The 26,873-nt window shown below is 62.2% G+C and carries 26 protein-coding genes; 11 read left to right on the top strand and 15 right to left on the bottom strand.

All coding sequences use genetic code 11. The features are described from left to right. Positions 1-5 precede the first annotated feature (5 nt). A complete protein-coding gene (locus QM996_RS02390; RefSeq protein WP_500269133.1) occupies positions 6-404 on the top strand; it encodes a hypothetical protein in 399 nt (132 codons plus the stop codon). A gap of 344 nt (positions 405-748) precedes the next feature. Beyond that, positions 749-937, top strand: coding sequence for a hypothetical protein (locus QM996_RS02385; protein WP_500269132.1), 189 nt, complete (start codon positions 749-751; stop codon positions 935-937). Between the two features lie 46 nt (positions 938-983). Here the strand turns inward: QM996_RS02385 and QM996_RS02380 are convergent, their stop codons facing one another. From QM996_RS02380 to QM996_RS02345, 8 genes are all read right to left on the bottom strand, one after another. Beyond that, complete coding sequence (locus tag QM996_RS02380; protein WP_500269131.1) at positions 984-1,322, bottom strand: DUF2958 domain-containing protein; 339 nt, start codon at positions 1,320-1,322, stop codon at positions 984-986. 1 nt (position 1,323) lies between these two features. Further along, positions 1,324-1,485, bottom strand: coding sequence for a hypothetical protein (locus QM996_RS02375; RefSeq protein WP_500269130.1), 162 nt, complete (start codon positions 1,483-1,485; stop codon positions 1,324-1,326). A 319-nt stretch (positions 1,486-1,804) separates the two neighbouring features. Further along, on the bottom strand, positions 1,805-3,703 hold the full coding sequence (locus QM996_RS02370) for a potassium transporter Kup (RefSeq protein ID WP_500269129.1): 1,899 nt from the start codon (positions 3,701-3,703) through the stop codon (positions 1,805-1,807). A gap of 16 nt (positions 3,704-3,719) precedes the next feature. After that, a complete protein-coding gene (locus QM996_RS02365; RefSeq protein WP_500269128.1) occupies positions 3,720-4,697 on the bottom strand; it encodes a magnesium transporter CorA family protein in 978 nt (325 codons plus the stop codon). Positions 4,698-5,238: 541 nt separating this feature from the next. After that, positions 5,239-6,402 carry an Mrp/NBP35 family ATP-binding protein gene (locus tag QM996_RS02360; RefSeq protein WP_500269127.1) on the bottom strand — a complete coding sequence of 388 codons (1,164 nt, stop codon included), beginning with the start codon at positions 6,400-6,402 and terminating at the stop codon, positions 5,239-5,241. 565 nt (positions 6,403-6,967) lie between these two features. Continuing rightward, positions 6,968-7,741 carry a LuxR family transcriptional regulator gene (locus QM996_RS02355; protein ID WP_500269126.1) on the bottom strand — a complete coding sequence of 258 codons (774 nt, stop codon included), beginning with the start codon at positions 7,739-7,741 and terminating at the stop codon, positions 6,968-6,970. A gap of 142 nt (positions 7,742-7,883) precedes the next feature. Further along, complete coding sequence (locus tag QM996_RS02350) at positions 7,884-8,624, bottom strand: LuxR family transcriptional regulator (RefSeq protein ID WP_429812177.1); 741 nt, start codon at positions 8,622-8,624, stop codon at positions 7,884-7,886. A 193-nt stretch (positions 8,625-8,817) separates the two neighbouring features. Then, positions 8,818-9,633 carry an IclR family transcriptional regulator gene (locus tag QM996_RS02345; RefSeq protein ID WP_500270375.1) on the bottom strand — a complete coding sequence of 272 codons (816 nt, stop codon included), beginning with the start codon at positions 9,631-9,633 and terminating at the stop codon, positions 8,818-8,820. 152 nt (positions 9,634-9,785) lie between these two features. Between QM996_RS02345 and QM996_RS02340 the strand changes: the two genes are divergently transcribed. From QM996_RS02340 to QM996_RS02320, 5 genes are all read left to right on the top strand, one after another. After that, a complete protein-coding gene (locus QM996_RS02340; RefSeq protein WP_500269125.1) occupies positions 9,786-10,556 on the top strand; it encodes an SDR family NAD(P)-dependent oxidoreductase in 771 nt (256 codons plus the stop codon). Further along, positions 10,553-11,473 (top strand): 2-dehydro-3-deoxygalactonokinase, encoded by a 921-nt coding sequence (locus tag QM996_RS02335; protein WP_500269124.1) that lies wholly within the window; start codon positions 10,553-10,555, stop codon positions 11,471-11,473. The genes QM996_RS02340 and QM996_RS02335 overlap by 4 nt, the downstream gene beginning before the upstream one ends. 15 nt (positions 11,474-11,488) lie before the next feature. Further along, complete coding sequence (locus QM996_RS02330) at positions 11,489-12,124, top strand: 2-dehydro-3-deoxy-6-phosphogalactonate aldolase (protein ID WP_500269123.1); 636 nt, start codon at positions 11,489-11,491, stop codon at positions 12,122-12,124. After that, the gene (locus QM996_RS02325) at positions 12,124-13,008 is read left to right on the top strand and encodes an SMP-30/gluconolactonase/LRE family protein (RefSeq protein WP_500269122.1); all 885 of its coding nucleotides are present in this window, start codon (positions 12,124-12,126) and stop codon (positions 13,006-13,008) included. The genes QM996_RS02330 and QM996_RS02325 overlap by 1 nt, the downstream gene beginning before the upstream one ends. Positions 13,009-13,088: 80 nt before the next feature. After that, positions 13,089-14,813: an IlvD/Edd family dehydratase gene (locus QM996_RS02320; RefSeq protein WP_500269121.1), complete on the top strand. Its 1,725-nt coding sequence runs from the start codon at positions 13,089-13,091 to the stop codon at positions 14,811-14,813. Between the two features lie 57 nt (positions 14,814-14,870). Here QM996_RS02320 and QM996_RS02315 read toward each other — a convergent pair whose 3' ends face one another. Further along, positions 14,871-15,104 carry a hypothetical protein gene (locus tag QM996_RS02315; protein ID WP_500269120.1) on the bottom strand — a complete coding sequence of 78 codons (234 nt, stop codon included), beginning with the start codon at positions 15,102-15,104 and terminating at the stop codon, positions 14,871-14,873. Positions 15,105-15,464: 360 nt separating this feature from the next. Here QM996_RS02315 and QM996_RS02310 point away from each other — a divergent pair, with 360 nt between their 5' ends. Beyond that, positions 15,465-16,082: a PRC-barrel domain-containing protein gene (locus QM996_RS02310; RefSeq protein WP_500269119.1), complete on the top strand. Its 618-nt coding sequence runs from the start codon at positions 15,465-15,467 to the stop codon at positions 16,080-16,082. A 67-nt stretch (positions 16,083-16,149) separates the two neighbouring features. Here QM996_RS02310 and QM996_RS02305 read toward each other — a convergent pair whose 3' ends face one another. Continuing rightward, positions 16,150-16,368, bottom strand: a complete 219-nt coding sequence (locus tag QM996_RS02305; protein ID WP_500269118.1) for a hypothetical protein — start codon at positions 16,366-16,368, stop codon at positions 16,150-16,152. Positions 16,369-16,468: 100 nt separating this feature from the next. Continuing rightward, positions 16,469-18,019 carry a trimethylamine methyltransferase family protein gene (locus tag QM996_RS02300; protein WP_500269117.1) on the bottom strand — a complete coding sequence of 517 codons (1,551 nt, stop codon included), beginning with the start codon at positions 18,017-18,019 and terminating at the stop codon, positions 16,469-16,471. A 91-nt stretch (positions 18,020-18,110) separates the two neighbouring features. On the opposite strand from QM996_RS02300, the gene QM996_RS02295 reads away from it, so the two are divergent. Beyond that, positions 18,111-19,049 (top strand): LysR family transcriptional regulator, encoded by a 939-nt coding sequence (locus QM996_RS02295; RefSeq protein ID WP_500269116.1) that lies wholly within the window; start codon positions 18,111-18,113, stop codon positions 19,047-19,049. A 10-nt stretch (positions 19,050-19,059) separates the two neighbouring features. Here the strand turns inward: QM996_RS02295 and QM996_RS02290 are convergent, their stop codons facing one another. Then, complete coding sequence (locus tag QM996_RS02290; protein WP_500270374.1) at positions 19,060-20,367, bottom strand: putative bifunctional diguanylate cyclase/phosphodiesterase; 1,308 nt, start codon at positions 20,365-20,367, stop codon at positions 19,060-19,062. A 308-nt stretch (positions 20,368-20,675) separates the two neighbouring features. Next, the gene (locus QM996_RS02285; protein ID WP_500269115.1) at positions 20,676-22,400 is read right to left on the bottom strand and encodes a response regulator; all 1,725 of its coding nucleotides are present in this window, start codon (positions 22,398-22,400) and stop codon (positions 20,676-20,678) included. Between the two features lie 376 nt (positions 22,401-22,776). Between QM996_RS02285 and mutL the strand changes: the two genes are divergently transcribed. Next, complete coding sequence (gene mutL, locus QM996_RS02280) at positions 22,777-24,585, top strand: DNA mismatch repair endonuclease MutL (protein ID WP_500269114.1); 1,809 nt, start codon at positions 22,777-22,779, stop codon at positions 24,583-24,585. Between the two features lie 89 nt (positions 24,586-24,674). After that, the gene (locus QM996_RS02275; protein ID WP_173515743.1) at positions 24,675-24,908 is read left to right on the top strand and encodes a DUF2093 domain-containing protein; all 234 of its coding nucleotides are present in this window, start codon (positions 24,675-24,677) and stop codon (positions 24,906-24,908) included. 38 nt (positions 24,909-24,946) lie between these two features. Here QM996_RS02275 and lpxK read toward each other — a convergent pair whose 3' ends face one another. Next, positions 24,947-25,987: a tetraacyldisaccharide 4'-kinase gene (lpxK, locus tag QM996_RS02270; protein ID WP_500269113.1), complete on the bottom strand. Its 1,041-nt coding sequence runs from the start codon at positions 25,985-25,987 to the stop codon at positions 24,947-24,949. A 168-nt stretch (positions 25,988-26,155) separates the two neighbouring features. After that, complete coding sequence (locus tag QM996_RS02265; protein ID WP_500269112.1) at positions 26,156-26,860, bottom strand: HAD family hydrolase; 705 nt, start codon at positions 26,858-26,860, stop codon at positions 26,156-26,158. Between the last annotated feature and the right edge of the window lie 13 nt (positions 26,861-26,873).

Raw genomic sequence — 26,873 nt, 5'->3', positions numbered from 1 at the left:
CGACTATGGAAAAAGAAATCACCGACAAGATCAAAAAGAAGTTCCTCGAATACCGGAACTACCGCCGCAACCGTCTCGCAGAGCCGTGGGAACTGTCACAAGACGATTGGGTTGAATTCTTCACAGTCTCCGATGAACGCGCTGTAATTGTCATAAAGCCGCGAGGTGTTAGCCGCCTGTATCGTCTTGATGAGGCTTTGCCGTGGTCACTCGACAACTTGGGAATTGCCGAAAAGGAAATTCGTAAAGACTCGAAACACCAGTTTGGTATCGTTCGTGAAGCAGACGGAACCCTCACAAAGGCATTTGATCGCTTCGACGTGTCCGATGTGAAGACAGACGCACGAACGCTAACGCGCAAGCAGTGGATAGCAGAACTGCTCGAAACCGCGTCAGACAAGTAAATAGAAATGTGAGAGCAATCCTTCCTCCAACTAGCCGCTCTCACCCGCATCCATTGGACGTTACTCCCTCCAGTGGTTGGTTCACAGGCCCGCTTGGTTCGCTCATTGCCAAGCGGGCTTTTCCGTCAATAGCGTTAAGCAACGTGAGCACAAGCAAATTGCCCTTAGCAGCGCACGGCACTACACGTTAGCGTTGCATAGTGCAAAAGGAGGTATTGCAATGTCGATACTTGAAATAATCGCTGCTGTAGCCGTCGCAATGATCTTTGTGCGACCATTAGCGGAACCAATCGGACACGCAATTGGTGCGTTCCTGTACTGGATCACCGATTGGGGATATTGAAATGTTTGGAGTGATTGCGCCTGAGACGGCGCTGCTGATACTCGTAACGCTCGTTGCTGTGCTGATAATGGTTATGTCGGACGTATTAGGCCGTCTCAATGCTCAAGCAGGTGCTATCAAGGCGATGGCGGAGCGGATCGATACGCTACACGGCGAAGTTAGCAGCCTCAAAGACATCGAACACCATTGATACAGAAAGCCCCGGACGAACCGGGGCTTTACCATGAGCAATCGGATTAGAGCGTGTCTACGATGCGTCCAGCCGCTCTTGCAGCAGCGTTGTAAACGGACAGGGGCGCAGTTGCAGTCCAGTGCAGATCGCGTTCCACGGCTAATCCCAAGCGACTACGAACGCTTTGAATCTCTTCAAGACTTGCGTAGCCGAGTTCAGGTTCACCCAATCCCAGGTCACACAGGCCGAATAGACGATCATCGTCTTCGAGTTCCGTGAACAGCCACGTCGCGCCTGTACCCGGCAGGAAGAACTTGACCACAGGGAAGTGATCAAATCCGCGATTGGTGCCCGTATTGTTGAGAACCAACTGTTTGCGCAGTTCGGGAGTAAGCAGTTCCATATCAGTTCACCGACTTCATGCCATAAACTTCGATGTCGTATCGAGTTTCATTAAGACGACGCCATGCACGCCATGCTGCAACACTTGGAAACTCGCGATCAAAACGCTCACCAGCGAACACGCCCCATACACGAAACGGGGTGTTTTGGTCGTTTGCTTGCATCTGGATAACTCCTGTAAGTTGTTGTCTACAACTCAGAGTTATTGCCAGTTGGATCAAAGGGCGAGCGTTATATTCAAAACACCTGAAATATCCAAAAGCACGCTAAGCATTTGCAACACTTGCGTTTTTTCAGTGCAAAGGGTGTGAAAATAGGTTGCGTACATAACGCACATCATGCTTGATGTTTGGTTAATGCGGCCTCGCCGAAGGACATGGGCTCAGACAGCGAGCGGAGCCGCCCCGGCCGGGAACGGCTCCGCTTCGTCTCGCTGTGTACGCCCTACCCCCCTGCCCGGCACGCCAGGTCAGGGGCAAAGGATCAGATGATGACGTGTGAACCGAGTTCGACGACGCGGTTGGTCGGCAGGCGGAAATAATCGGACGGGTCGATCGCCGCGTTGGCAAGCGCGATGAACAGCCGGTCCTGCCAATGCGGCATGCCGGATTCGGCATCGGGCACGAGCTTGCGGCGACCGAGATAGAAGGAGGTCGACATGATGTCGAACTTCAGCCCCGATTTGCGGAAAAGACCAAGCGCCTGCGAGACGTTCTGCGTTTCCATGAAGCCGAAGCGCATCTCGAGCAGCGTGAAGCGATCCGAAAGCGGCTGCATGCTCACCCGCTCGGATTTCGGCACTTTCGGCGTGTTGGCGGTGCGGATCGTCAGAATGAAGTTCTGATTGTGCAGCACATGATTGTGCTTGATGTTGTGGAGCAGCGCGGCCGGGGTCGATTCCGGATCGCTCGTCAGGAACACGGCCGTGCCGGGGACGGCCACCGGCGCATGCTCGCTCTTGCGCTCGATCGATTTGATGAAGCTCGCCAATGGAATATCGATGTGGCGCGTCTTGGCGTGCAGGATCTCGGTACCGCGCCGCCAGGTCCACATGATGATGATGAAGGTGGCCGCGATCGTGATCGGCACGTAGCCGCCATCGTGGACCTTCAGCATGTTGGCGCCGAGGAAGATGAACTCCAGCGCAAACAGCGGCAGCAGCACGGCAGCCGCCCAGACCGCCGACCAGTTCCAGCGCGTGCGCAGGAACTCGAAGGAAAGCACCGTCGTCACCACCATCGCGCCGGTGACTGAGATGCCGTAGGCGGTGGCAAGCGATTCCGACGAACCGAAGACAAAGACGAGCGCCATGACGCCGAACATCAGCAGCGTGTTGACGTTCGGCAAATAAATCTGGCCGGTATGCGTCTCCGACGTGTGGAAGATCGCCATGCGCGGCAGGAAGCCGAGGTGGATCGCCTGACGCGTCAGCGAAAAGGCGCCGGTTATCACCGCCTGACTGGCGATGATGGTGGCGGCGGTCGCAAGGATCACCGCCGGCAGCAGCGCCCATTTCGGGAACATCAGGAAGAACGGGTCGGACATGCCTTCGGGGTTCTTGAGTACGAAGGCGCCCTGGCCAAGGTAGTTGAGCGTCAGCGCGGGGAAGACGATGACGAACCACGCCCACTGGATCGGGCGGCGACCGAAATGCCCGAGGTCGGCGTAGAGCGCCTCGGCTCCTGTCACCGTCAGGAAGACGGCGCCGAGCACGATGATGCCGACATAGCCCTCGGCGAGCATGAAGCTCACGGCATAGTAGGGATTGAACGCCTTGAAGATCGACATGTCATCGGCGATGTGGAGCAGTCCGACAGCCCCCATGACCAGGAACCAGACGAGGGTAATCGGCCCGAAGAAGTTGGAGACCGCCGCGGTCCCTTTGGACTGCACCGCGAAGAGCAGCAGCAGGATGACCACCGCGATCGGAACCACGTATTCCGATAGTGCCGGCGTCACCAGCTTCAGACCTTCGACGGCCGAAAGAACCGACAGGGCCGGCGTGATCATCGCATCGCCGATGAAGAGCGCTGCACCGGCAATCCCCATGAAGAAGAGGATCGACGCGTGGCCGTTGGCAGACTTCATCAGAAGGGCGAGCAGCGACAGCGTGCCGCCCTCGCCCTGGTTGTCGGCGCGCAGCAGGAACAGCACGTATTTGATCGTGACGATGATCGTCAGCGTCCAGATCATCAGCGAGATCAGGCCGATGATCTCCACGTCGGTCACGCCGTCGTGGGAAACCGGGCGCAGCGCTTCGCGAAAGGCATAGAGCGGGCTGGTGCCGATATCGCCATAGACGACACCGATCGAGCCAAGCCCGAGGATCAGCAACCGGCGCAGATCCTTCGGCTCGTGGGAGGGGGCATGCGGTTGGGTCATGCAAACCTACTGGCCATCAAAGCCAGCCTTTCCAGCGGAAAAAGAAGAAGGGGATCACAGCCGATATTACCATCGCTGCAAGCGCCCAGGGATAGCCGAGCTGCCACTCCAGTTCGGGCATGACACGGAAGTTCATGCCGTAGACCGAGGCGACAAGGGTCGGCGGCAGGAGGACGACCGACGCGATCGAGAAAATCTTGATGATGGCGTTCTGCTCGACGTTGATCAGGCCCAGCGACGCGTCGAGCAGGAAGGTGATATTGCCGGAAATGAAACTTGCGTGTTCGGAAAGCGACTGGATATCGCGTGATATCGAACGGCAGAGTTCGCGCGTGTCCTTGTCTTCCTGAACGACCGGAACGGTGTAGACGAAGGTCAGCAAGCGCGAGAGCGAGGCAAGGCTGTCGCGAGTCTTGGCGACAAGGCGATGATGGCCGGCGACATCACGCAAGCGCGCTTCGAGATACTGCGGCGGCCGGCGCTTGCCTGCCGCCTTGTCGCTGAAGACGTCGATCGACAGATCGTCGATCTTTGTGACCGCTTGCTCGAGAATCTCGGCGGTCCGGTCGGCGATCGTTTCCAGAAGCCGGGTCAAGACGACCGCACCGTCGCGGTAACCGCCCGGGAAGCGATGCATCGACGTCTTGAACAAGGTGAAGGACCGGGGCTCGGCGTAGCGGATGGTCACAAGCCGGCCACCGGACAGGATAAAGCCGACATCCGTCAGGCCAGGCACGTCCGTATCCGAACGGAACACCAGCGACGCCGTCATGAACACGGCATTGTCTTCGACATAGAGGCGGCTCGAAGGTTCGATATCCTTCAAATCGTCGCGCGTCGGAATGGAAATGCCGAGCAGCTTCTCCATCATCAGGTCTTCTGCCTTGCTGGGCTCGAACAGATCCAGCCAGATGATATCGGGACGCAATTTCTCGGGTGGTTCGGCCGACGTCAGAACGACGGCAGTCCCATCGGCGCAATAGCCGGTGATCATGCAACCATCCTCGTCATGCGAACCTGACAGCGCTGCCCGTCTGCCAACATGCTCAAACGTGGCCGTAGCACAGTGGGCGGCTGCATAATTTCATCCTTAAATCCATTCCGATTCGAGGATTCATGCAGTGTGCCGATCCGCGAAGGCGAAAGGTCGTGCGCCACAAAATACCCACAATAGAGATCCATCGGATGGAGCGTTCCGCCAGTCAGGACAAAGTCTTCAACTCAGTCATCGCGCGAGGCCAAAATCTGCGGCGAGAGGGCGTCAAGTTGGGCACCTTCGCAAGTGCGGCAAGGCATATGGCGCAACGCAAACGCAAAATCAATGCCCCCTTGCAATCCGGCACACGGGCGTGTGCCGCCATGTCGGCTCCACCCTACCGCATGTTTGCTTAAATCAAAATCGAATCAAGGGCAAAACGATTCGGCGCCCGGCGTGGCGTCATGGCTGACATGCAAAGTCGCGGTAGCACCTTGAATTGGCGCCGGGCCCGAGAGTGCCGCGGCGCGGAAAGGCCAGCCGACCTCCTCGTAATCCGTCACTCGAAGACGATGGTCGGCGCTGCGCGGCTCTTGTCCTGCTGCGTGGCGGATATCTGGTCCCAGACCTTGGTCGCGATATCGCGGTAGACGCGAGCGACTTCGCCGGTCGGGTCGGACGCGACGAGCGGTGTTCCGGCATCCGATGTTTCGCGAATTCCCATGGTCAGCGGTACTTCGCCGAGGAACGGGACGCCGATGCGCTCGGCTTCCTTGCGGGCACCGCCATGGCCGAAGATATCGTAGCGTTTGCCGGTGTCGGGCGCGATGAAATAGCTCATGTTCTCGACGATGCCGAGAACCGGAACCTCCACCTTGCGGAACATGGTTAGGCCCTTGCGGGCATCGACCAGCGCCAGGTCCTGCGGCGTCGAGACGATGACGGCGCCGGCGAGCGGCACCTGCTGCGCCATCGTCAGCTGGGCGTCACCCGTGCCGGGCGGCATGTCGACGACCAGCACATCGAGATCGCCCCAGGCGACTTCGCGCAGCATCTGCAGAAGGGCCGACTGTATCATCGGCCCGCGCCAGATCATCGCCACTTCCTCGTCGACGAGGAAGCCCATCGACATGACCTTGAGGCCATAGTTCTCCATCGGGCGGATGAGGCGTCCTTCGATCTGTTGCGGCCTTCCGGAAATCTTCAGGAGTCGCGGCATCGAGGGGCCGTAGATGTCGGCGTCGAGCAGACCGACCTTGAGGCCGTTCGCCTTCAGCGCCAGCGCCAGATTGACCGAGGTGGTCGACTTGCCGACGCCGCCCTTGCCGGAAGCAACCGCGATGATGGCGCCGACACCCGGGATGCCGGCCTTGGCAGGCGGGCCACCGGCGGGACGCGGCGCATGGGAATGGCCGGCATGAGGCGCTGCCGAGGGCTGCGGACGTTGCACCGGTGCACCGGCGGGCGCCGCCTTGCGGTCGGCGGTCAACGCCACCATTGCCGCCGTGATCCCGGGGATGTCGCGCACGACACGCTCGGCTGCGGCCCGCATCGGCTCCAATTCCTTGGCGCGGTCGGCCGGCACGGTGATCGAGAAATAGGCCTTGCCATCGGAGATGAAGACATCAGACACGAGCCCGAGATCGACGATGTTGCCTTCCATGTCCGGGCCACGCACCGTGCGCAGCTTCTCAAGGACCACTTCTTTCGTGACTTCCGGCATCGCGCCCTCTCATTCTTTTGTTATCCCTTAGATAGTCGAGGCCGGGCGCTTCGCCAATGCGACATAACGGAAAAAGGAAGGGCCACCACCCGCCCCGGTGTCCGTACATCCGGGATCACCTTGAGGCGGGCAGTGGCCCTTTCGGTCGCGACCTTCGTGGGCGCTGTCTTCTTTTTAGTCCCCTCTGGACACGCCAATAATAAAGCAGGATGCGTGCCAGATTCACAACAGACGAAAACAGCTATAAATTTCAAATAGATGAGCGAATTTCCGACGAAAGACGCAGCCAGGGCATCTGCCCAGAATCTGAGCAACCGTCTGCCGATCGTCCAAGGATGAAGCATGTCGGCCGGCGATCGCAGAAAGGTTACGGCGCATCACGCTCTTTCCGATTCGCTCCCTGCGCTTCAAGCTTTTGATTTTTTTCGTGCCGTTATCGCAAATCGGCTGCGCACTTCTACGCGACAGGCTGCAGAACTCCGGCGCCTACGATGCTCGATCCCCTTCGTGGACGCAGGACAGCGAGCCGCCCGAGAAAAGGCAGCGGCCTTCGGCACCGTGAGGGTTAGCTGATATAGCCCTTCTTCATCGCCTTCACGACCGCCTGCGTGCGGTTCACGGCATCGAGCTTCTTCGTCACATGATTGAGATAGTGATTGACCGTGTGTTCGGAGAGCCCAAGGATTCCGGCGATCTCAGCGCTGGTCTTTCCGGCGGCCGTCCAACTCAGGCACTGGATCTCGCGCTCCGACAGTGTCGCGCCACTGCTCTTCCACACAGAGCCGATCTCGGCCAGGCGATTGTAGACATGGATCGCAATCATCTGCAGTTCCATGGTCACGGTCATCGGCAAATCGACCAGCGGTCCCATCAAGATGACCGCGCCGCGGCCGCCCTCGGCGTCATGAACTGGGAAATAGCTTGCCTGGAAGATGCCGTTCTCGCGCAGCATCGTGATGTATTCGGACGCGGTTTCCGGTTTTCCGCCCTCGCCTTCCCAGGCTTCGAGCGTCACCTGGAACGGAGTCGTCGTCTCGCGCAGGCGACGCACGCCGGTGCTGAAGCGCAGCATCGACAGGCTGTCATATTTGTTCAGCAGTTCCGCCGGCATGTTGGAGATGACGGTGCTCGCGGCCAGACGCTCCACGTCGATCGAGGGGATCGAGCAGATCAGAAAGGTCTTGAAGCCGAAGACCTGCGTAATCCGCCGCATATAGCGGATGATATCGAACTGGGTCTCAAGCGTTGCGATCTCGGACGCGAAATCGCCGCCCCGGGGCAGATCTGCGTCAGTCATCCCGGCCGTCATCGTATCCTGCATTCGCGCGTTCCATGGCATTCATCAATTATCAAATAGACCGAGCGGCCTGCCAATGCCAACAGATGATCGAGAATCCCTGCCTCCCCGGCCGAAAAGTCTGTGTATTTCCTTCGCGAAGCGCAGAGGGGCCGTCCGCTTCAGGTGCGGCCGGCACCGATCGTCAATTGATGAGACCGGCGCGCACGGCCTTCGCGACGGTCTGGACGCGGTTGACCGAGTCCAGCTTGCGCGTCGCGCGGTTGAGGTAGTGGTTGACCGTATACTCGGACAGCGCCAGGATTTTCGCCATCTCGCTGGTGGTCTTGCCGGCAGCCGCCCAACGCAGGCATTCCACCTCGCGGCGCGATAGGCTGCCCGCCCCGCGCCGACCGCGCTCACGAACCTCCATGTACTTGCTGTAGAGCACGCCCGCCCACAGGTTGAGCTCCTGCAACTCGTCGTTGGAGACGACGGGGCGATCGCCGCCGAAGGCGATGGCCGCGCGATGCCCGTTCGCGTCATGCACCGGCAGATAGAGGCCGCGCGGCATGTTCGCCTGCTCGAAAACGCAAATGGCCGCATCTCCCTTGCCGTCGGAGCGGCGACGCGCCAGTTGATGCGCGTCATAGGTGAAGGGAATGGTGCTGCGGCGCAGGCGCTGGATCACCGGACTGCCATTGATCAGGCCGGCGCTGTCATAGCCTTGCAGAAACGCAGTCGGATAATTGGTCATAAGTGCGTTGGCCGACAGGCTGCTGGAGCCCGTGTCGGGGACGGCAAGCACCAGAAAGCCGCGGAAACCATAGGCATCCGCGACCTGGGCGATCACTCGCCGAAAGTCTTCTTCACAACATATCGGCCCCCTGATGCTCCGCCCATCAGGAAGCGTCAACGACGACAAATTCGCGCTGAAATCGATCATCTTCCGCCCTTCTCCACATCCGGCGCCAAAAGGGGCCGGCCGCTGACGCCGCTTGAAGATCACGTCAAAAATTCTACAAATACCAAAACCAAACCAGACTAAGACCATCCACGAACCCGAGTCTGATATATTAAAGTTATCGAGCTTGACGCGCCGCGTCCAGTCGATGTTTCTAATTTACCGTAAAGTGAATTCAAGGTCCACCACGCCCGGGTCCGAGCCGGATTGCCGCCTCCTCGGCGATCGCCCGAGCCGCCTCGCGCACCGGGGTTGCCCAGGCCACCAGTTGCTCCATGCTGACCCGGTAGGCCGGCCCCGTCACCGAAATTCCGGCGGCAAGCTCGCTACCGGGAATAGCGATCGGGGCAGCCACGCAACGGATCTCCGCCTCATGCTCTTCGCGATCGAAGGCATGGCCGTCGCGCCGGATTTCCTCGACTTCCGCGAGCAGTGTCGCCGCCGAACGATGCGTATGCGAGGTGAACGGGTGAAACTCGGTCCTCGCCAGCACATGCTCAAGCTCCGGCTGTTTCAGCAAGGACAACGCCGCCTTGCCGATGCCGGTACAATAGGCCGGTGAGGCCTTGCCGATCTGCGAGTTCATGCGCACCGTCTGCCGGCTCTCGACCTTGTCGACATAGACGATCTCCGTTTCGCGCAGGATGCCGAGATGTACGGTCTCGCCGGTCAATTCGTGCAGACGCTGCAGATGCGGTTCGGCGACGTCGCGAAAGCGGTTGGCAGACCAGGAACGATAGGCAAGCGTCAGCAGCCGAAGGCCGGGCTCGTAGGACAGATCGCGGCGCTGAACCAGCAGCCCTTCTTCGACGAGGTGGCTGAGCAGCCGATGCAACGTGCCACGCGGCTGGCCGGACCGGGCAAGAATATCGGTAAAGCGCTGCGGGCCCTCTGCAGTGACCACGGCTTCCAGCACCGCGATCGCCTTACCGAGCGTGCCCGTGCCGGCCTCCCCGCGCGCCTCAGGCGCTGCCATCATCTCGTTTGTCATCGTCATCCGCTTGTCTCAACTGGCTGTCGCCGTCGCGCGCCTGATCTTGACAAGATAGACGCTTCGGCACGATAATTCCACATACTAAAATCAAGTTCCGAATAATGGAACCAGCTGAAATCTTAAGCGGCCTTCACGGGGGAATGCGGGACATGCCGGCGCCCAATGTACAGTTTCACGACTTGCGTGACCGCTGCGTGCTGGTAACCGGTGGCGGCTCGGGTATCGGCGCCGCCCTGGTCGAGGGCTTCGTGCGCCAGGGCGCGCGGGTCGCCTTCGTCGATATCGACGAGCGGGCAGGCGCCGATCTCTGCGAACGTCTCGACGACCAAACCGGCTACAAGCCGCATTTCATTCCCGGTGACCTGCGCGATATCGAAGCGGTGCGTCACACGGCGGAAGCGGCTGCAGAATCGCTCGGTGCAATCCATGTGCTCGTCAACAATGCGGCGCGCGATGATCGCCAGGCATTGGAAGCCGTGACCGAAGAGAGCTGGGACGAAAGCCAGGCGGTCAATCTCCGGCACCTCTTCTTCATGAGCCAGGCGGTCGCGCCGCACATGCGGCAAGCCGGCGGCGGCTCGATCATCAATTTCTCGTCGATCGCCTTTCTGCTCAACATGGGCGAAATTCCAGCCTATGCGACGGCGAAAGCCGGCATCGTCGGCCTCACCAAATCGCTCGCCGGCAGGCTCGGGCCGGACAATATCCGCGTCAACGCAATCCTGCCCGGCATGATCGTCACCGAGCGACAGAAGCGGCTGTGGCTCAGCGACGTGGCAATCGCCAAGATGCAGGAAAGGCAGTGCCTGAAACGCAGCCTGACCGCCGACGATCTCGTCGGGCCCTGCCTTTACCTCGCGTCGGACTGCTCCGCGGGCATGACCGCACAAACAATGATCATCGATGGAGGCGCACTTTGATGACGGCAGCCTATTATGCCGCAGTCGACTGGGGAACCACGAGTTTCCGGCTGTGGATCATCGGCGAGGATGGCTCGGTGCTTGCCGAACGCCGCAGCGGCGAAGGCATGACGACCGCCAGCAAGAGCGGCTTCCATGCGATCCTGGAAAGGCACCTGGCGTCCGTCGACGCGCCGGGTCATCTGCCCGCGATCATCTGCGGCATGGCCGGCGCCAAACAGGGCTGGGTCGAGGCCGGCTATCTCGATACCCCGGCGGCCCTTACCGACATCGCCGCCCATGCGGTGGCGGTACCGGATCTCGATCGGGACATCCGCATCCTGCCGGGTCTCGCGCAACGCGACAGGCGACACCCGGACGTCATGCGCGGCGAGGAAACGCAATTGCTCGGCGCCGCCAGCGAACTCGGCCGCGGCCGGCACCTCGTCTGCATGCCGGGAACGCACAGCAAATGGGTTCGCCTCGAAGACGGCGCAGTCAGCGGCTTTTCCACCTTCATGACCGGCGAATTGTTCGACGTGATCTCGAAACATTCGATCCTCAGCCACTCGATCGCGGACGCGCATGCCTTTTCCGGCGACCATCCCGCTTTTGCGGCGGCAGTCGCGGAGGCCAGTACCAATCCGACGCTTGCGACCAGCCTGATCTTCGGCGCGCGTGCCGGGCAATTGCTGCACGGCACCAGTGCGACCGACGCCAAGGCGTTGCTGTCGGGCACCTTGATCGGCCTCGAGATCGCCGGCGCGCTGGCCTCAGCCGAGACGATCGACGGCATCTGCCTCGTCGCCTCCGGTTCACTCGGTACACTTTATCAAGCCGCGCTCGAAAGCCTCGACCGCCCGCTCAGGGTCGTCGATGCCGACACGGCGGTCCGCGCCGGCCTCTCGACCGCCGCCCAGGCGATCTGGCCCCTCTGAACGAAAGACAAGCTCATGAACCGCATTCCCTTTCCGCCGATGAAATATCCGCTGATCGCAATCTTGCGTGGCCTCAAGCCCGAGGAGACCGAAGGCGTCGTCGGCGCGCTGATCGAAACCGGCTTCACCGCCATCGAGATCCCGCTGAACTCCCCCGATCCGTTCCGCTCGATCGAAACCGCGGTGAAAATGGCGCCGCAGAATTGCCTGATCGGCGCCGGCACGGTGCTGACGACGGCGCAGGTGGAGCAGCTTGCCGATGTCGGCGGGCGGCTGATGGTGAGCCCGAACGTCGAGCCTGCGGTCATTTCCCTTGCGGGACAAAAGGGCATGGTGACCATGCCCGGCGTGCTCACCCCGACCGAAGCGCTTTCGGCCGCGGCAGCCGGCGCGACCGGCCTCAAGTTCTTCCCGGCAAGCGTGCTCGGGCCATCGGGCATCACCGCGATCCGCGCGATCCTGCCGCCCGACCTCGAGATTGCCGCCGTCGGCGGCGTTTCCGACGCGAATTTCGGCGATTACGCCAAGGCCGGCATCCGCAGCTTCGGCCTCGGCTCCAGCCTTTACAAGCCGGGCATGAGCGCCAACGAAGTCCGCGAGCGCGCCGTCGCAACGATCAAGGCCTATGACGCCGTCTACGGAGCACGCTAATGAGCGATACCATTCCTTTTTCCGGCAGCATCCTTTGCGAGGCGACCTCGATCCTTGGCGAAGGCCCGACCTACGACCCGGCCACCGGTACCGCCTGGTGGTTCAACATCAAGGGCCAGGAACTGCACGAACTGCATCTTGAGACCGGCCGCAAGGCCGTGCACAACCTGCCATTCCTCGGCAGCGTGCTCGCCGTCATCGATCCGTCGCGGCAACTGATCGCCTCCGACCAGGGGCTGTTCCTCAGGGACACGCAGACGGGTGCCTTCAGCCTCGTGACCGCGCTCGAAGACAAGCCCGGCAATCGCTCGAACGACGGCCGCGTCCATGCCTCCGGTTCGCTGTGGATCGGCACCATGGGCCGCAGCGCCGAGAAGGGCGCCGGCGCGATCTATCACGTGGCCGGTACGACGGTGACGAAGCTCTACGACCGGATCACCATTCCGAACAGCATCTGCTTTTCGCCAGACGGAACCGTCGCCTATTTCGTCGACACCGACGTCAACCACCTGATGCGCGTCGATATCGACGCGGAGACCGGACTACCGAAGGGGGAACCCAGCCTGCTTGTCGACAGCAGTGGCGAAGCCGGTGGCATTGACGGCTCCGTATGCGATGCCGACGGCCTGATATGGAACGCCCGCTGGGGCAGCGGCACGGTCGACGTCTACCGGCCCGACGGTGCGCGGATCGCGCGTTATGCAGTGCCGACGGCGCAGCCGAGCTGCACGGCCTTCATCGGGCCGAAGGCCGACCGCATGCTGGTGACGTCCGCCTGGCAGGACATGGACGGCGCCACGCGCGCCACCGACCCCCATGCCGGCAAGACCTTCGATCTCGGCATTAGCGTCAACGGCCGGTTTGAACCGTCCTTCCGGTTCTGAACGGAACCTCTTGGCGAAGCGCCAATAAAAAGTCATACAATTCAGCCACGCGTTTCATCGCATGGTGAGGAGGAGCTCGCATGAGCGACAAGAAGAAAGAACTGCGCAGCCGCCACTGGTACGGCGGCACCCACAAGGATGGCTTCATCCATCGTTCCTGGATGAAGAACCAGGGATTTCCGGACCATGTTTTCGACGGTCGGCCGATCATCGGCATCTGCAATACCTGGTCGGAACTGACGCCCTGCAACAGCCACCTGCGGATTCTGGCAGAAGGTGTGAAACGCGGCGTCTGGGAGGCCGGCGGTTTTCCGGTCGAGTTCCCGGTGTCCTCGCTCGGCGAGACGCAGATGCGGCCGACGGCGATGCTCTTCCGCAACCTGCTCGCCATGGACGTCGAAGAAGCGATCCGCGCCTACGGCATCGACGGCGTAGTGCTGCTCGGCGGCTGCGACAAGACCACGCCCGGCCAGTTGATGGGGGCTGCCTCGGTCGACCTGCCGACGATCGTCGTCTCCTCCGGCCCGATGCTGAACGGCAAGTGGAAGGGCAAGGACATCGGCTCCGGCACCGATGTCTGGAAATTCTCCGAAGCCGTGCGCGCCGGTGAAATGAGCATGCAGGAATTCATGGCGGCCGAAAGCGGCATGTCGCGCTCGCCGGGCGTCTGCATGACCATGGGCACGGCCACCACCATGGCCTCGGTCGTAGAGGCGATGGGCCTGTCGTTGCCGACCAATGCGGCCCTGCCCGCCGTCGACGCCCGCCGGATGGCGCTGTCGCACATGACGGGAAAACGCATCGTCGAGATGGTGCATGAGGATTTGCGCCTGTCGAAGGTGCTGACCAAGAAGAATTTCGAGAACGGCATCATCGCCAACGCCGCTGTCGGCGGATCGACCAATGCCGTCGTTCACATGCTGGCGATTGCCGGCCGTGCCGGCGTCGATCTCTGTCTCGAGGACTTCGACCGTGTCGGAAGCCAGGTGCCGTGCATCGTTAATTGCATGCCGTCGGGCAAGTATCTGATCGAGGATCTCGCCTATGCCGGTGGCCTGCCGGCGGTCATGAACCGCATCCAGCATCTGCTGCATGCCGATGCGCCGACGGTCTTCGGCGTGCCGATCAGCAAGTATTGGGAAGATGCCGAGGTCTACAACGACGACGTCATCCGCCCGCTCGACAATCCGCTCAGGGCTGCCGCCGGCATCCGCGTGCTCAAGGGTAACCTCGCGCCGAACGGCGCCGTCATCAAGCCGTCGGCTGCGAGCGAGCATCTGCTCGTACACGAGGGCCCGGCCTATGTCTTCGAGACCATTGAGGACCTGAAGGCAAAGATCGACGATCCGGATCTGCCGGTGACCGAGGACACAATCCTCGTGCTCAAGGGCTGCGGACCGAAAGGCTACCCGGGCATGGCCGAGGTCGGCAACATGCCAATCCCGCGGCGACTGGTGGAAAAGGGTGTGCGCGACATGGTGCGCGTTTCGGACGCCCGGATGTCCGGTACCGCCTTCGGCACCGTCGTCCTGCACGTCAGCCCGGAATCGAACGCCGGCGGCCCGCTCGCCATCGTCAAGACCGGCGACCGCATTCGCCTCGACGCGATGAAGGGCGAGCTCAACCTGATGATCAGCGACGAGGAGTTTGCGACGCGCATGGCCGTCTGGCAGGCGCCGCCGCAGAAATGGACGCGCGGCTACTACAAGCTTTACCAGGACACGGTGCTGCAGGCCGACAAGGGTGCGGATCTCGACTTCCTCGTCGGCGGCAGCGGCAGCGAGGTCCTGCGCGAAAGCCACTGATCGCAATGTGTCAAAAGAACAATCGTTCAGGTACCCCGCCGGACCGGCGGGGTATTTTTATCCGGCAACCGGTCGGGAGTTGAAGAAGCGCCCTGCAGAAGATGCCGTCACCGGCGAACGAAGACGCGCCCAGGTCTGAAAGCCGTAAATCGCAAGACCAAGGGCAATGAAGAATTCCTTGTATTCCGTCGGGCCCCAGAGCCGCACGAGCTGCGAAGCCTGCAGGACAAACAGCTCCTGAAGGGCAACGATCAGAATGGAGACCGAAAGAAAGCGCCGCGGCAGTAACATGGTGAGTGTCGTCCAGGATCCCAGGACGAAGCAGCCACGCTCCCTATCCTGTCTTTCCCGAAGTATCCGCAAGAACAATCAAGAATCAATGAACGAATAGAAGATCATTATGAACTTCTAAAATACATATTTGCTGAGTATAAGATCACCCTTCCTGCAAAAATATCCGGTTTTCTCCCGTCAAATTTCAAGGGATGTGGAAGATTGATCGCAATTTTGGCCTTACCCATTGGGACTTGGACTGTCTTCCGGAACCGTTTGGGCGCTTAAGCGTTGACGTCGTATCACCGGTGCGGTGGAACTGGCGGCAGCGGCCAGGCCCGTGCCTTGATCGGAAACGTCAAGGAAAGGCAGTTTGACATGACTAAGAAACTCGTAACAACCGTCGCGGCTGGCGCGCTCTTCGCGGGTCTTGCTGTCGCCCCGGTAGCTTACACCCAGGATACGACACAGCCTCAGCCCGACCAGACGCAGACCATGAAGCCTAAACAGCCGGCACCGACCACGGAAGCTCCGGCTAACGAGGCTCAGACGACGACGCCTCCGGCAGCAGGTGAAAAACCTGCCGACGTCGCGAAGTCCGATACCACCTACCTGACAGAGCAGGCGAGCGACCAGATCGCAGCCAGCACCTATATCGGTCAGAGCGTTTACAACGCCGCTGACGAAAGCATCGGCGAGATCAACGACCTGATCATCAAGAAGGATGGTGGCGTTGAGGCAGCCGTCATCGGTGTCGGCGGCTTCCTGGGCCTCGGTGAGAAGGACGTAGCGGTTCCCTTCGATCGCATTGCGATTGCGGAACAGCCGAATACGGACGCCCTGAAGCTGACGACAACGGAAACCGCAGATACGTTGAAGGCGGCCCCGGAGTTCAAGAGCAAGGCGCAGAAGATCGCCGAGCAGAACGCCAACCAGCCGGTTGACACCTCGACGACCTCTTCGACGGGCACGACACCGGCTCAGCCGCAGCAGTAAAGAGTATCAGGCTGTTCGATGCGCCTATAATAGGGGGCGGCGGTTAGCGCCGCCGCTCTTTCTGCAGTCAGACGAGCACCCCATAGCGAAGGGCGTCATAGATGCCCGCGTGAATGTTGCGACTGGAAACGGCGTCGCCGATCCGGAACACGTCGAAGCCGGCTCGCGGATTTCGCAGCGGGATCCGGTGCTCGCCGCGAAGCAATGCCTTGCAGTCAACCGCGCCCAGATTGCGCAAGAGCGGCTTCAGGTCGCGATCCATCGGCACCGTGCCGTGCTCGGCCACGACTTGGGCTTCGCTCCTTTCGACGGCGGTTCTTCCCGAGAAAACAGCGGGTCTTCGACGATTCCTGCTCGTTGAAGGGTGTCAGAACATGCCGGATTCATCAATACCAGGCATCGGCCATGCTCTCCTTGCGGCGCGTCACATAATCGATCAGCGCCTCGTCGAGCGCCACATCCAGCGGCGGCGCTTGGTATTCGGCGAGCGTCTTCTTCCAGGCGCGGTTGGCGCGCGTGGCCATATCGGTCTCGCCTTGCTCGACCCATTTCTCGAACGGCTCGTTGTCGGAGAGGGCCGAATCCCAGAAGGCGGTCTGGTAGTTGCGCATGGTGTGGTCGCAGCCGAGGAAGTGGCTGCCGGGACCGACCTGCAGGAAAGCGTCCATCGCCAGCGTGTTATCGTCGACGACCACGCCGGCGAGATAGGAATGCAGTGCGCCGCAGAAGTCCGTGTCCATGACGAACTTCTCGTAGGACATCGCCAGCAAGCCATCGACGAAGCCAGCCGAATGCAGGATGAAGTTCGCGCCGCAATGCACCGCCGACAGCATCGACATCGCGCCTTCCTGCATCGCCTGGGCATCGGGCAGCTTCGAATTGGAGAAGTTGCCGGCGCAGCGCAGCGGCAGGCCGAGCCGGCGTGCGAGTTGACCAACGACCATGCTGCCGATCGCCGGCTCCGGCGTGCCGAAAGTCGGTGACCCCGAGCGCAGCGACATCGACGACAGGAAATTGCCGAAGATGACCGGCGCGCCCTTGCGTTCGAGCTGGGTCAGCGCGCAGCCGGCGAGCGTCTCGGCATAGGACTGGGCAATGGCGCCGGCATTGGTGACCGGTCCCATGGCGCCGCCGAGAATGAAGGGCACGATGACCGCAGCCTGGTTTGCCCGCGCATAGGCCCGCAGCGACTTCGTCATCGTCCCGTCCCAGACCAGCGGCGAGTTGACGTTGACGTTGCCGAGGATGACGCAGTTCCGGTCGACGAAATCACGGCCGAAGAGAATGCGCGCCATTTCGATCGAATCCCCGGCCCGCTCTTCCGCGGTGATCGAACCCATGAAGGCGCGGTCGGAATATTTGATGTGGCTGTAGACCATGTCGAGATGGCGCTTGTTGACGGGCACGTCGACCGGCTCGCAGATCGTGCCGCCGGAATGGTGCAGCCAGGGGCTCGACTGCGCCAGCTTGATCAGGTTGCGGAAGTCCTCGATCGTGCCATAGCGCCGGCCCTTGTCGAGATCCATGACGAAAGGCGACCCATAGGCCGGCGAGAAGACGACGTTGTTGCCGCCGATCTCGACGTTGCGGGCGGGATTGCGGGCATGCTGGGTGAACTGCCTCGGTGCGGAGGCGACGATCTCCTTGAGCATGCCCGGCTCGAAGGTGACCCGCACGCCGTCAACAGTCGCACCAGCCCGCTTCCAATGGACGAGTGCTTCGGGATCGTCGCGGAACTCGATGCCGACCTCGGCGAGGATACGATCGGCGATCGCCTCGATCCTGACGAGACTCTCTTCACCAAGGATATCGTAGGTCGGAATGTTCCGGACGATATAGGGAACGCCGAGGCTCTGGCCTGCGCCTTCGCGTCGTTGCGGCCTTGATCCCCGCGTCCGTCTTGGTGCCGCCTCGCCTGCTGCCGGTGCCGTATCCATTTTGCATCCTCCCATCACTTGAGATGATGCTATTGGCGAAAAATTCCATTGTAACGCTGGAAAAATTCGAGCCATGCGATAAGCATGATTTATGGAAAACCTGCGCCGCCTGCTACCTTCCGCCGCCAGCCTCATCGTTTTCGAGGCGGCCGGCCGCCATCAGAACTTCACCCGTGCCGCAAACGAACTCGGCATGACCCAGGCCGCGGTGTCCTATGCCATTCGCGGCCTCGAGGAGCAGTTGGGCGTGCCGCTCTTCCATCGCGTGCATCGGGCCGTAGAACTGACCGAAGCCGGCGAGAAGTTTCACGCCGATGTGTCCGTCGGCCTGTCGCGCATCCAGAAATCGGCCGAGGACATCCGCGCCAAGGGCCGCGAAACCAACGTGACGCTTGCGGCATCTACCGCCTTTGCCTCGATGTGGATGCTGCCGCGCCTCAACCGCCTGCGCGAGGACCTGCCGGAGATCGACCTCAGGATCCAGACCAGCGTGCGCGATCTCGATCTCGAGGAAGAGCCGATCCCGCTCGGTATCCGCGGCGGCGACCCCAGTCACTGGCCGCGCTATCATGTCGCCCAGCTTGCCGAAGAGGTGGTCAACGCTGTCGCAACGCCCGCCTATATCGAAGAGCACGGGCTGCCGAAGACCGCAGCCGACCTGCAGCGGCATAACCTCATTCATCTCGAGGAGCCGGTGCGGCGCGCCTGCGACTGGACCGAATGGTTCGCGAGCGCCGGCCTCACCTATCCCAAGCAGGCACGCCGCCTGACAATCAACGACTATGTCCTGGTCATTCAGGCAGTGCTCGCCGGCGAAGGCGTGGCGCTCGGCTGGGAACACCTGATCAACCCGCAGATCCGCTCCGGCGCGCTGATGCCGGTCGCCGGACACGTGCTCAAGACCGGCCTCGCCTTCTATGTCGTCTGGCCACGGTCGCGCGAGCTCAACGCCCAGGCGAAACGGGTCCGCGACTGGCTATTGGAAGAAGGGCGGCGGGACCGCGTGGCGTTATCGGGAGCCGGTGAATGAATAGACCGGTTCAGGCCTGGGCCGAGACGTCGCGATAACGATCGGAAAGGTACCGCATCGTCGCCACAGCATCGGCCGGTTTTCCGTAGAAGTAGCCCTGCCCGAGCCCACAACCGAGCGCCTTCAGCTTCAGTGCCTCGGAAAAGTCCTCGATGCCTTCGGCGACGACTTCCAGTTCCAGGCCCTCACACATCGCGACGATCGCCTTGATGATGTGCTCCGAGGCGCGGTCGGCGGAAATGCGCGAGACGAAGGCGCGATCGATCTTGACCTTGTCGAAGGAAAAATCGCGCAAGCGGCCCAGGCTCGATTGCCCGGTGCCGAAGTCGTCGAGCGAGACGCGCACGCCGGTGGCACGCAGTTCCGCAACGATCTTCTGGGCGATGTCGGCATCGGCCATGACAGCCGTCTCCGTGATCTCCAATTCAAGCCGCCGCGGGTCGAGGCCGATCTGATGGATGATCGAAAGCAATCGGTGACTGGTCGCCGGGTCCATGAGTTGCGCCGAGGAGAGATTGAAGGAGAGGAAGAGCTCCTTTGGCCAGGAGAGGGCCGCATGCGCCGCCTTGCGCAACAGCACTTCCGCCAGAGATTCGATAAAGCCGCGCTCCTCGGCCAACGGCACGAACACCGCCGGAGAAACATAGCCAAGGTCGGCATCGCACCAGCGCGCCAGCGCTTCGAACCCAACGACCGCGTCGTTGCGCAGATCGACGATCGGCTGGAAATGCACGTCGACCTCATTGGCGATGATGGCATTGCGCAGCGCCTGCTCGAGCTGCGTCGCGCGTTTCATCTCCTGGGCGATTTCCTGCGAATAGACGGTGATCTGGCCGCGGCCGCGACGCTTCGAACGATAGAGCGCGGTATCGGCGCTCTTCAACAGATCCTCGAACACTTCCCCGGCAAAGGGGTAGACCGCAAAGCCGAAGGACGCGGAAAGACGCACGTGGCGGTCGCCGAGATCGAAAGGCGCCGACAGCACCTCCTTCAACATCTGCCCGACCTTCTCCGCCCCCTTGCGCTCGAAGACGAGCGGCAGGACAAAGGCGAATTCGTCGCTTTCCGAACGGGTGATCGTCGCCCCCTCGGGCGCGCAGGCTTTCAGCCGATAGGCCACCTGGCAGAGGATCTCGTCACCGGCCGCCGGTCCGAACAGATCGTTGATCGGCTTGAAGCCATCAATGTTGGCAAGACCAATGGTGAAGGGCGCGGGGTCGCTGGCGCGCTCTCTGGCGAGATCAAGTACGGTCTGGCGCAGGCACCGGGCATTGCCGAGCCCCGTCAACAGATCGACGGTGCCCGTCGCGGCAGCCATCTCGATACCGATGCGGTGATAGGGTGTCTCGACGGCCGTCATGACCGCGTCTCCGCAGCTCGATCAGCGGACTGCAACCGACGCTTCGCGACCGGCGAAAACCCACGCCACAGCGCGAACCGGCAATGTCGTTCCGATACGGTCCGGACATGAGCAACGGGATGGGCGCAATGCATTCGGGCGAGGCTCTACACTTTAACGGCAATTCGGCGCAGACGATCGCAATCGGCGGTTAACAATCCGATATCGCCCTGTTCCTAGATCTGCCATTAGCCTCCCCAATTCTAGCGAATTGACACATCTTTCTTTCAACCTGCCGTTCGCATTGCCTTTGCCGGCATGAATTTTCTAAGCACCGCCTCGATCATGTCCGGGCTCACGGGCTTCATGATGTGGTCGTCCATGCCCGATGCCTTGCATTGTTGCAGGTCGATATCGAGCGCCTGCGCAGTGACCCCGATGATCGGCGTTTTCTGCCCCCTGGCACTCTCGGCCGACCTTATCGCGACCGTGGCGTCGAAGCCGTTCATGACCGGCATCGAGACATCCATCAGCACCAAAGCGGGCTGCAGTTCGTGCCAAAGTTCGACGGCTTCGCGGCCGTTGGCGGCGATCCGATGCGAGACACCGAGCCCCTCCAGGATCTGCGTGAACACGAACTGGTTGATCTGGTTGTCTTCGGCAACAAGCACGTCGACTTGCGGTGCCGGCGGAGGCGCGGCGATCCCCTCACCTTCAAACGACAGCGACCAATCCGGCTGCGGCGTCGGAGAAACCGCCGTCCGCTCGGAGCAGACGCGGAAGACTTCCACCAGCACCGCGGCGCCGTCCTGCTCAGCCGAAAGCGGGAGGATCGGGCAGTGACGCCAGGCCGAAGCGATTTGCGGTTTCTCGGAAAATGCCAGGTCGAGCAGCAGGACATCGAGCTTGATGCCGGCGTCCTCGGCCGCACGGGCGAAGGCGCGAAGCTCTTCGGCATCGCGAACGGCGCAGGCGTCGAGCCCCGAGCCGCGCAGGCGCGCGACGAGCCGGTCTTCCATTGCCCGATCGGCCGTGGCGACCAGAACACGAAGGCCGCGGGCGGGCAAGGTCTCGATCATCGACCCTGCTTCCACAAGCTGCTGGACGTTCAGCGCCCGGAAGGGATCATAGAAATTCTGTGCCGCGGCGAAGATGCTGTAGTCGCGGATCTGCAGGCCGACCTCGGCCCGGGGCTCATCGCTGCTCTGATGCAGGACGGCGATATCGGTCACGTCGTTCATGCAGGTGACGACGAAGTGGCGGCCGGGCATGCCGACACGGTACTTGCGCGTCAACACCCAGAGATCACTGCCATCGGCGCGCACGACGTGCTCGGCCTGCGAGTAAGGCTTGCCGGTTTCGAGCACCATGCGGTCCGACTGTTCGAAACGTTCGGCAAGCTCGCTTTCGACCAGATCCCAGGCGGAACGGCCGAGGATGGCATCCTGCTGCAGATCATGGATCAGGCAGAAGGCCCTGTTGACGGCTATATAGTTGAGATTGCGGTCCTTGACGCAGATCGGATTGGGCTGGGCGTCGAGAATCTGCTCGGTCAACTCGACGCGCTCCAAATCCGTCTGAAGCTGTTCGTCGCGCTTCTTCTGGTCGGAGATATCGCTGATCGACAGGATGCCCATGCCGCTCGACAGCCGGCGCTTGCGCATCGAAACCCAGCGGGTGCGACCGGCGCGCTCGACGCTCTCGTAGCGCTCGCGCCAGTGCAGGGCCATATGCTCGGCGATCCAGTCCTCGCGATTGGTGCGCCGGCGGCTGCTTTCCGGAACGGTTCCGGGTCGGACACCGGTATCGTAGACGGCGCCAAGAAAATCTCGAAGGCGCGTGCCGGGCATCAGGATTTCCGCCGGCACCGGGAAATACTGCAGCATCGTGCGGCTGGCAAAGAGAATGGTGTCGTCCCGGCTGCAGACAAGCACGGCGATGCCGAGCGCGTCGCAACTCGACTCCAGAATGACCCTGTTGATGTCCGCGCCGTTCGACGCCCCATCGCTCATTGCACTGTCCTCACTCGCCCACTGCACGCTTCAATCGCCTTCGGTCTGAGGAAGCTGCAGCCATTCACAATGCTACAGCGACCTCGGCGCGCCCAAGGGGACGCGTGGCGCTGCGGCGGCGGTTTCATTTCGGGACATGCTGGGAGGCCTTGGCAGGCGTCTCTTCGCGCGGCGGGAGTACGGCGTCCAGCTACGCCGCAATGCTCGAAAGACAAAACCCGTGATCATTCAGGTTGTTGTGGAAAATCGCAGCAGAGTGTTAAGGGGCGATTAAACCCTCGCTCATTTTTCCGGAGCGACGACTGCGTGTGTTCGAGGCCGGGGACGAGGTGCCATTCCCCCTTCCGTTTCCCAAGCGAATCCGGGAAAATGGGACATGGCCATCAAGCAGCTTTCAGAAACTCTCATCAACCAGATCGCAGCCGGCGAAGTGATCGAACGCCCCGCCAGCGCCGCCAAGGAGCTGATCGAGAACGCGCTCGACGCGGGCGCCACGCGTATCGAAATCGCGACCGCCGGCGGCGGCAAGACGCTGCTGCGCGTGACCGACAATGGCTCGGGCATGACGCCGAACGACCTCGAACTTGCGGTCCGCCGGCACTGCACGTCGAAGCTCGACGACAGCCTGTTCGACATCCGCACGCTCGGCTTCCGCGGCGAGGCGCTGCCTTCGATCGGCTCGGTTGCCCGTCTGTCGATCACGACACGCACGGCCGGCGCCAGCGAAGGCGCGGTCATCGCCGTCACCGGCGGCAAGACCGAGCCGGTTCGCCCTTCGCCCGCCAACACCGGCACGGTCGTGGAGGTCCGCGATCTCTTCTTCGCGACGCCGGCGCGGCTGAAGTTCATGAAATCCGAGAAGGCGGAAGCGGCCGCGATCTCCGAGATCGTACGCCGCATGGCAATCGCCTTCCCGGCGGTCCGCTTCGTGCTCTCGGGCAGCGACCGCTCGACGCTGGAATTCCCGGCGACCGGCGACGATCGGCTGGCGCGCATGGCCCAGGTGCTCGGCAAGGATTTCCGCGACAACGCGATCGAAATCGATGCCGAGCGCGAAGACGTGGGGCTCACCGGTTTTGCCGGCGTGCCGACCTACAATCGCGGCAACTCGCTGCAGCAATATGTCTTCGTCAATGGCCGCCCGGTGCAGGACAAGCTGTTGCTGTCGGCGATCCGCGCCGCCTATTCCGAGACGATCCCGAGCGGCCGCTACCCGGTCGCGGTGCTGTCCATCACGCTCGATCCCGCCCTGGTCGACGTCAACGTGCATCCGGCGAAATCCGATGTGCGCTTCCGCGACCCCGGTCTCATCCGCGGGCTGATCATCGGCGCGATCCGCGAGGCACTGACACGCGAAGGCGACCGGGCGGCAACCACCGGGACACGCGGCATGATGCAGGCCTTCCGCGCCGGGGCCTATCGCCCGCAACCCTGGACCCCGGAGACGTCTCCGTCCCGACCGGCCCAATTCGATGCGATGCTGCGTGGCCTCGGCGAAGCACCGCAGGCGAGCTTCGCCGCCTTTGCGGCACCCTCGGCACGAACGGCCGCCCCGATCGAGCGCGAGGCACCGACATCGCAACCAGAGGCACCGGCACCGCAATCCTTCCCGCTCGGCGCGGTACGGGCGCAGCTCCACGAAAATTACATCGTCGCCCAGACGAATGACGGCCTCGTGATCGTCGACCAGCATGCTGCCCATGAGCGGCTGGTGTTCGAGGCGATGCGCACGGCGCTGCATTCGCGACCCGTCGCGGCGCAGGCGCTGCTGATCCCGGAAATCGTCGATCTCGCCGAAGACGATTGCGACCGGCTGATGGCGCATGCGGCGGAGTTCGCCCGCCTTGGCCTTGCCATCGAGCGCTTCGGCCCGGGTGCGATCGCCGTGCGCGAGACGCCGGCGATGCTCGGCGAAATGGACGCCGTCGGCCTGGTACGCCAGCTTGCCGACGAGCTTGCCGAATGGGACACCGCCAACGGCCTCACAAGCCGGCTTGAATATCTTGCGGCCACGATGGCCTGCCACGGATCGGTCCGCTCCGGCCGACGCATGCGCACCGAGGAAATGAACGCTTTGCTGCGGCAGATGGAGGCGACGCCTGGCTCCGGTCAATGCAACCACGGGCGGCCGACCTATATCGAGCTCAAGCTTTCCGATATTGAACGGCTGTTCGGCCGAAGCTGATCGTGCGCGGTCGCGAAATGCGGCTGGCATTTTGCCTGATGGCGAGCTAGACCAGAGAACAGACCACAAGGACGTTACAGGCAACGAACATGATGAACCGGTTTGAAGGCAGCACGTCGCGCGAGGCGAAGATCCGTTATCTCGACGGCGACTTTCAGATCGTCCTCGCCGGCTCGCATGTGATCTGCGCGATGACCGGCAGAACGATTCCCGTCGATGAGTTGCGCTACTGGAGCGTCGCCCGGCAGGAAGCCTATGTCGATGCGGAAGCCTCGGTCGAGGCTGAAAAACGCGCCGGCGCATTGCCGAACCAGCGCCGCTAAGGCGCCGTCCTCAGGTCCTCTCCACGGACGAAACGCCGTTACTTGCCTGCGCCTTCGCGCAGCTTGCGCGCGCGCGCGGCGGCAAGCGCCGTCTCGATGATTTTTGACGGCGCCATGGGATCGTCGAAACGCACGTCGATCTCGATCACCCGGCTCACCGCGGCCAGCTCGGCGGCGCGGCCGTGGCCGGGCTCGAGCCGAACCATGTCCTTGGCGGTGGTGACCAGCGTGCAGCCCAAAGCCGCCGCCCGATCGAGCAGATCGGCGATCTCGTCGTCGGAAAAATGATGGTGATCCGGAAAGCTGCGGGTTTCCTCGATGACGGCCCCGGTCTCACGCACCGTGCGATAGAATTTCTCCGGATCGGCGATACCGGCCCAGGCGAGGACCTTGACGCCCTTCAGCGACCCGTCGTCGAGCCTCACCACGTCGGCCTCGTAGATCTGCTTGCCGGCGCGGGCTGCACGGCGAATCAGGGCATCGGCCTCCGTGCCGTCGCCGATCTTCAGGAGTGCTGTCGCATGGCGTAACTGGGTGGGAAGCGGCGCCCGTACAGGGCCGGCCGGCACCAGATAGCCGTTGCCAATGCCGCGGCGCGAGTCGATCACCAGAAGTGCAAAGTCGAAGGCGAGGCGCGCGCTCTGAAAACCGTCGTCCATGATGATGATATCGGCACCTTCCTTCACCAGGCGGCGGGCGCCATCGACACGGCGGCGGCAGACGACGGTCAACGCCTCGCGCGCCAGAAGCAAAGGCTCGTCGCCGACGTCGCGGGCGCGGTGGTGCTCAATGTCGACGATCGTGGTCACGTCGAGAGAGCCACCGTAGCCGCGGCTCAAGAAGCCCGGCTTCAGCCCTTTCTGACGGATGACGCGGGCAAGAGCGATCGCCGTCGGCGTCTTGCCGGCGCCGCCGACGGTGAAGTTGCCGATGCAGATGATCGGCACGGGAACCGATGCACGGTGGGCGCGGTCCATGCGCATGCCGGCAATCCGCCCGTAAAGCCATGAAAACGGCCACAAGGCGCGGGCACGCCAATCCGCCTTGGTCCACCAGAATGGCGGCGCTTCCGATACCATCGTCCTTCCGTGGCCCCCAGCCGGTGTCGTCCATCCGCTTTGGGAGGACGCAGGTCTTCTTGCCGTCGCAAGCCGACGGATTGCCCAAAAAACGTCAGAATGTGAAAAAACGCAAGCTATGGATAGGATGCAGCCGGGTTCAACCGGCCCGCCTCATGCGCATTTCGGCTAGAGAACGGCCTCGAGCTCGGTGATGTCGGCGAGGCAATGGTCCGAGGCTGCAGCGAGCGATTGGCGTGAACCGGTTCCGGTCAGCACCGCGACCGTCATGCCGGCGCCGGCACTGCGACCCATATGCATGTCGTGATTGTTGTCGCCGACGACAACGACCTGATGCGGCTCGAGGCCCGTTGCGGCGCAAAAGCCGAGCACCATGCCGGGCTCCGGCTTGACGCCGTAGCCGCTGTCATAACCAGCCACATAATGCAGGTAACCATCAAAGCCGAAGCGCCTCGCGGTCTCGCGGATCGATTTTTCGTTGTCGCTGGAGGCGACGCCAAGACGATAGCCCTTGGCATGCAGGCCGGCGAAGAAGGTGCCAAGATCGGTGACCGGGACGGCATATTCCGCCGAGCGCGCGAACAGGCTGTCAAACAGGGTGGTGAGATCCTCCACCGTGAAGGGCGCGCCCGCGCCCACGAAACCGGTCGCGATCTCGACCGTGTTGCCGGCCGCGAGCAGGCTGTCGGGCAGCACATGGCCGGTATCGGCATCCATGCCGCCCGCTTTCAGCAAGGTGCGGGCCAGCGCCTCGTCACCCTTGGCCGCAATCCGCGCCAGCTCATAGTTCACCGGCACCCAGCTCTTGGCGTAGTCGAGCAGCGTTCCATCCTTGTCGAACAGGATACCGGCGATGGCTTTGGATGCGGTCATGATGAGAGGTCGC

Source organism: Sinorhizobium chiapasense (genome assembly GCF_045277575.1).
GTDB lineage: Bacteria > Pseudomonadota > Alphaproteobacteria > Rhizobiales > Rhizobiaceae > Ensifer > Ensifer chiapasense_A.
The sequence above is the reverse complement of the archived record's forward strand: the minus strand, read 5'-3'. Positions and strand labels throughout refer to the sequence as shown.

Coding starts and splice junctions, on each gene's coding strand:
- QM996_RS02310 (WP_500269119.1), top strand. CDS start 15,465: ATGACTAAGAAACTCGTAACAACCGTCGCGGCTGGCGCGCTCTTCGCG.
- QM996_RS02295 (WP_500269116.1), top strand. CDS start 18,111: ATGGAAAACCTGCGCCGCCTGCTACCTTCCGCCGCCAGCCTCATCGTT.
- QM996_RS02380 (WP_500269131.1), bottom strand. CDS start 1,322: ATGGAACTGCTTACTCCCGAACTGCGCAAACAGTTGGTTCTCAACAAT.
- QM996_RS02325 (WP_500269122.1), top strand. CDS start 12,124: ATGAGCGATACCATTCCTTTTTCCGGCAGCATCCTTTGCGAGGCGACC.
- QM996_RS02300 (WP_500269117.1), bottom strand. CDS start 18,019: ATGGATACGGCACCGGCAGCAGGCGAGGCGGCACCAAGACGGACGCGG.
- QM996_RS02285 (WP_500269115.1), bottom strand. CDS start 22,400: ATGAGCGATGGGGCGTCGAACGGCGCGGACATCAACAGGGTCATTCTG.
- QM996_RS02340 (WP_500269125.1), top strand. CDS start 9,786: ATGCCGGCGCCCAATGTACAGTTTCACGACTTGCGTGACCGCTGCGTG.
- mutL (WP_500269114.1), top strand. CDS start 22,777: ATGGCCATCAAGCAGCTTTCAGAAACTCTCATCAACCAGATCGCAGCC.
- QM996_RS02365 (WP_500269128.1), bottom strand. CDS start 4,697: ATGATCACCGGCTATTGCGCCGATGGGACTGCCGTCGTTCTGACGTCG.
- QM996_RS02370 (WP_500269129.1), bottom strand. CDS start 3,703: ATGACCCAACCGCATGCCCCCTCCCACGAGCCGAAGGATCTGCGCCGG.
- QM996_RS02385 (WP_500269132.1), top strand. CDS start 749: ATGTTTGGAGTGATTGCGCCTGAGACGGCGCTGCTGATACTCGTAACG.
- QM996_RS02345 (WP_500270375.1), bottom strand. CDS start 9,633: ATGACAAACGAGATGATGGCAGCGCCTGAGGCGCGCGGGGAGGCCGGC.
- QM996_RS02350 (WP_429812177.1), bottom strand. CDS start 8,624: ATGATCGATTTCAGCGCGAATTTGTCGTCGTTGACGCTTCCTGATGGG.
- QM996_RS02275 (WP_173515743.1), top strand. CDS start 24,675: ATGATGAACCGGTTTGAAGGCAGCACGTCGCGCGAGGCGAAGATCCGT.
- QM996_RS02355 (WP_500269126.1), bottom strand. CDS start 7,741: ATGCCATGGAACGCGCGAATGCAGGATACGATGACGGCCGGGATGACT.
- QM996_RS02330 (WP_500269123.1), top strand. CDS start 11,489: ATGAACCGCATTCCCTTTCCGCCGATGAAATATCCGCTGATCGCAATC.
- QM996_RS02375 (WP_500269130.1), bottom strand. CDS start 1,485: ATGCAAGCAAACGACCAAAACACCCCGTTTCGTGTATGGGGCGTGTTC.
- QM996_RS02320 (WP_500269121.1), top strand. CDS start 13,089: ATGAGCGACAAGAAGAAAGAACTGCGCAGCCGCCACTGGTACGGCGGC.
- QM996_RS02390 (WP_500269133.1), top strand. CDS start 6: ATGGAAAAAGAAATCACCGACAAGATCAAAAAGAAGTTCCTCGAATAC.
- QM996_RS02265 (WP_500269112.1), bottom strand. CDS start 26,860: ATGACCGCATCCAAAGCCATCGCCGGTATCCTGTTCGACAAGGATGGA.
- QM996_RS02360 (WP_500269127.1), bottom strand. CDS start 6,402: ATGCCGGAAGTCACGAAAGAAGTGGTCCTTGAGAAGCTGCGCACGGTG.
- QM996_RS02290 (WP_500270374.1), bottom strand. CDS start 20,367: ATGGCTGCCGCGACGGGCACCGTCGATCTGTTGACGGGGCTCGGCAAT.
- lpxK (WP_500269113.1), bottom strand. CDS start 25,987: ATGGTATCGGAAGCGCCGCCATTCTGGTGGACCAAGGCGGATTGGCGT.
- QM996_RS02315 (WP_500269120.1), bottom strand. CDS start 15,104: ATGTTACTGCCGCGGCGCTTTCTTTCGGTCTCCATTCTGATCGTTGCC.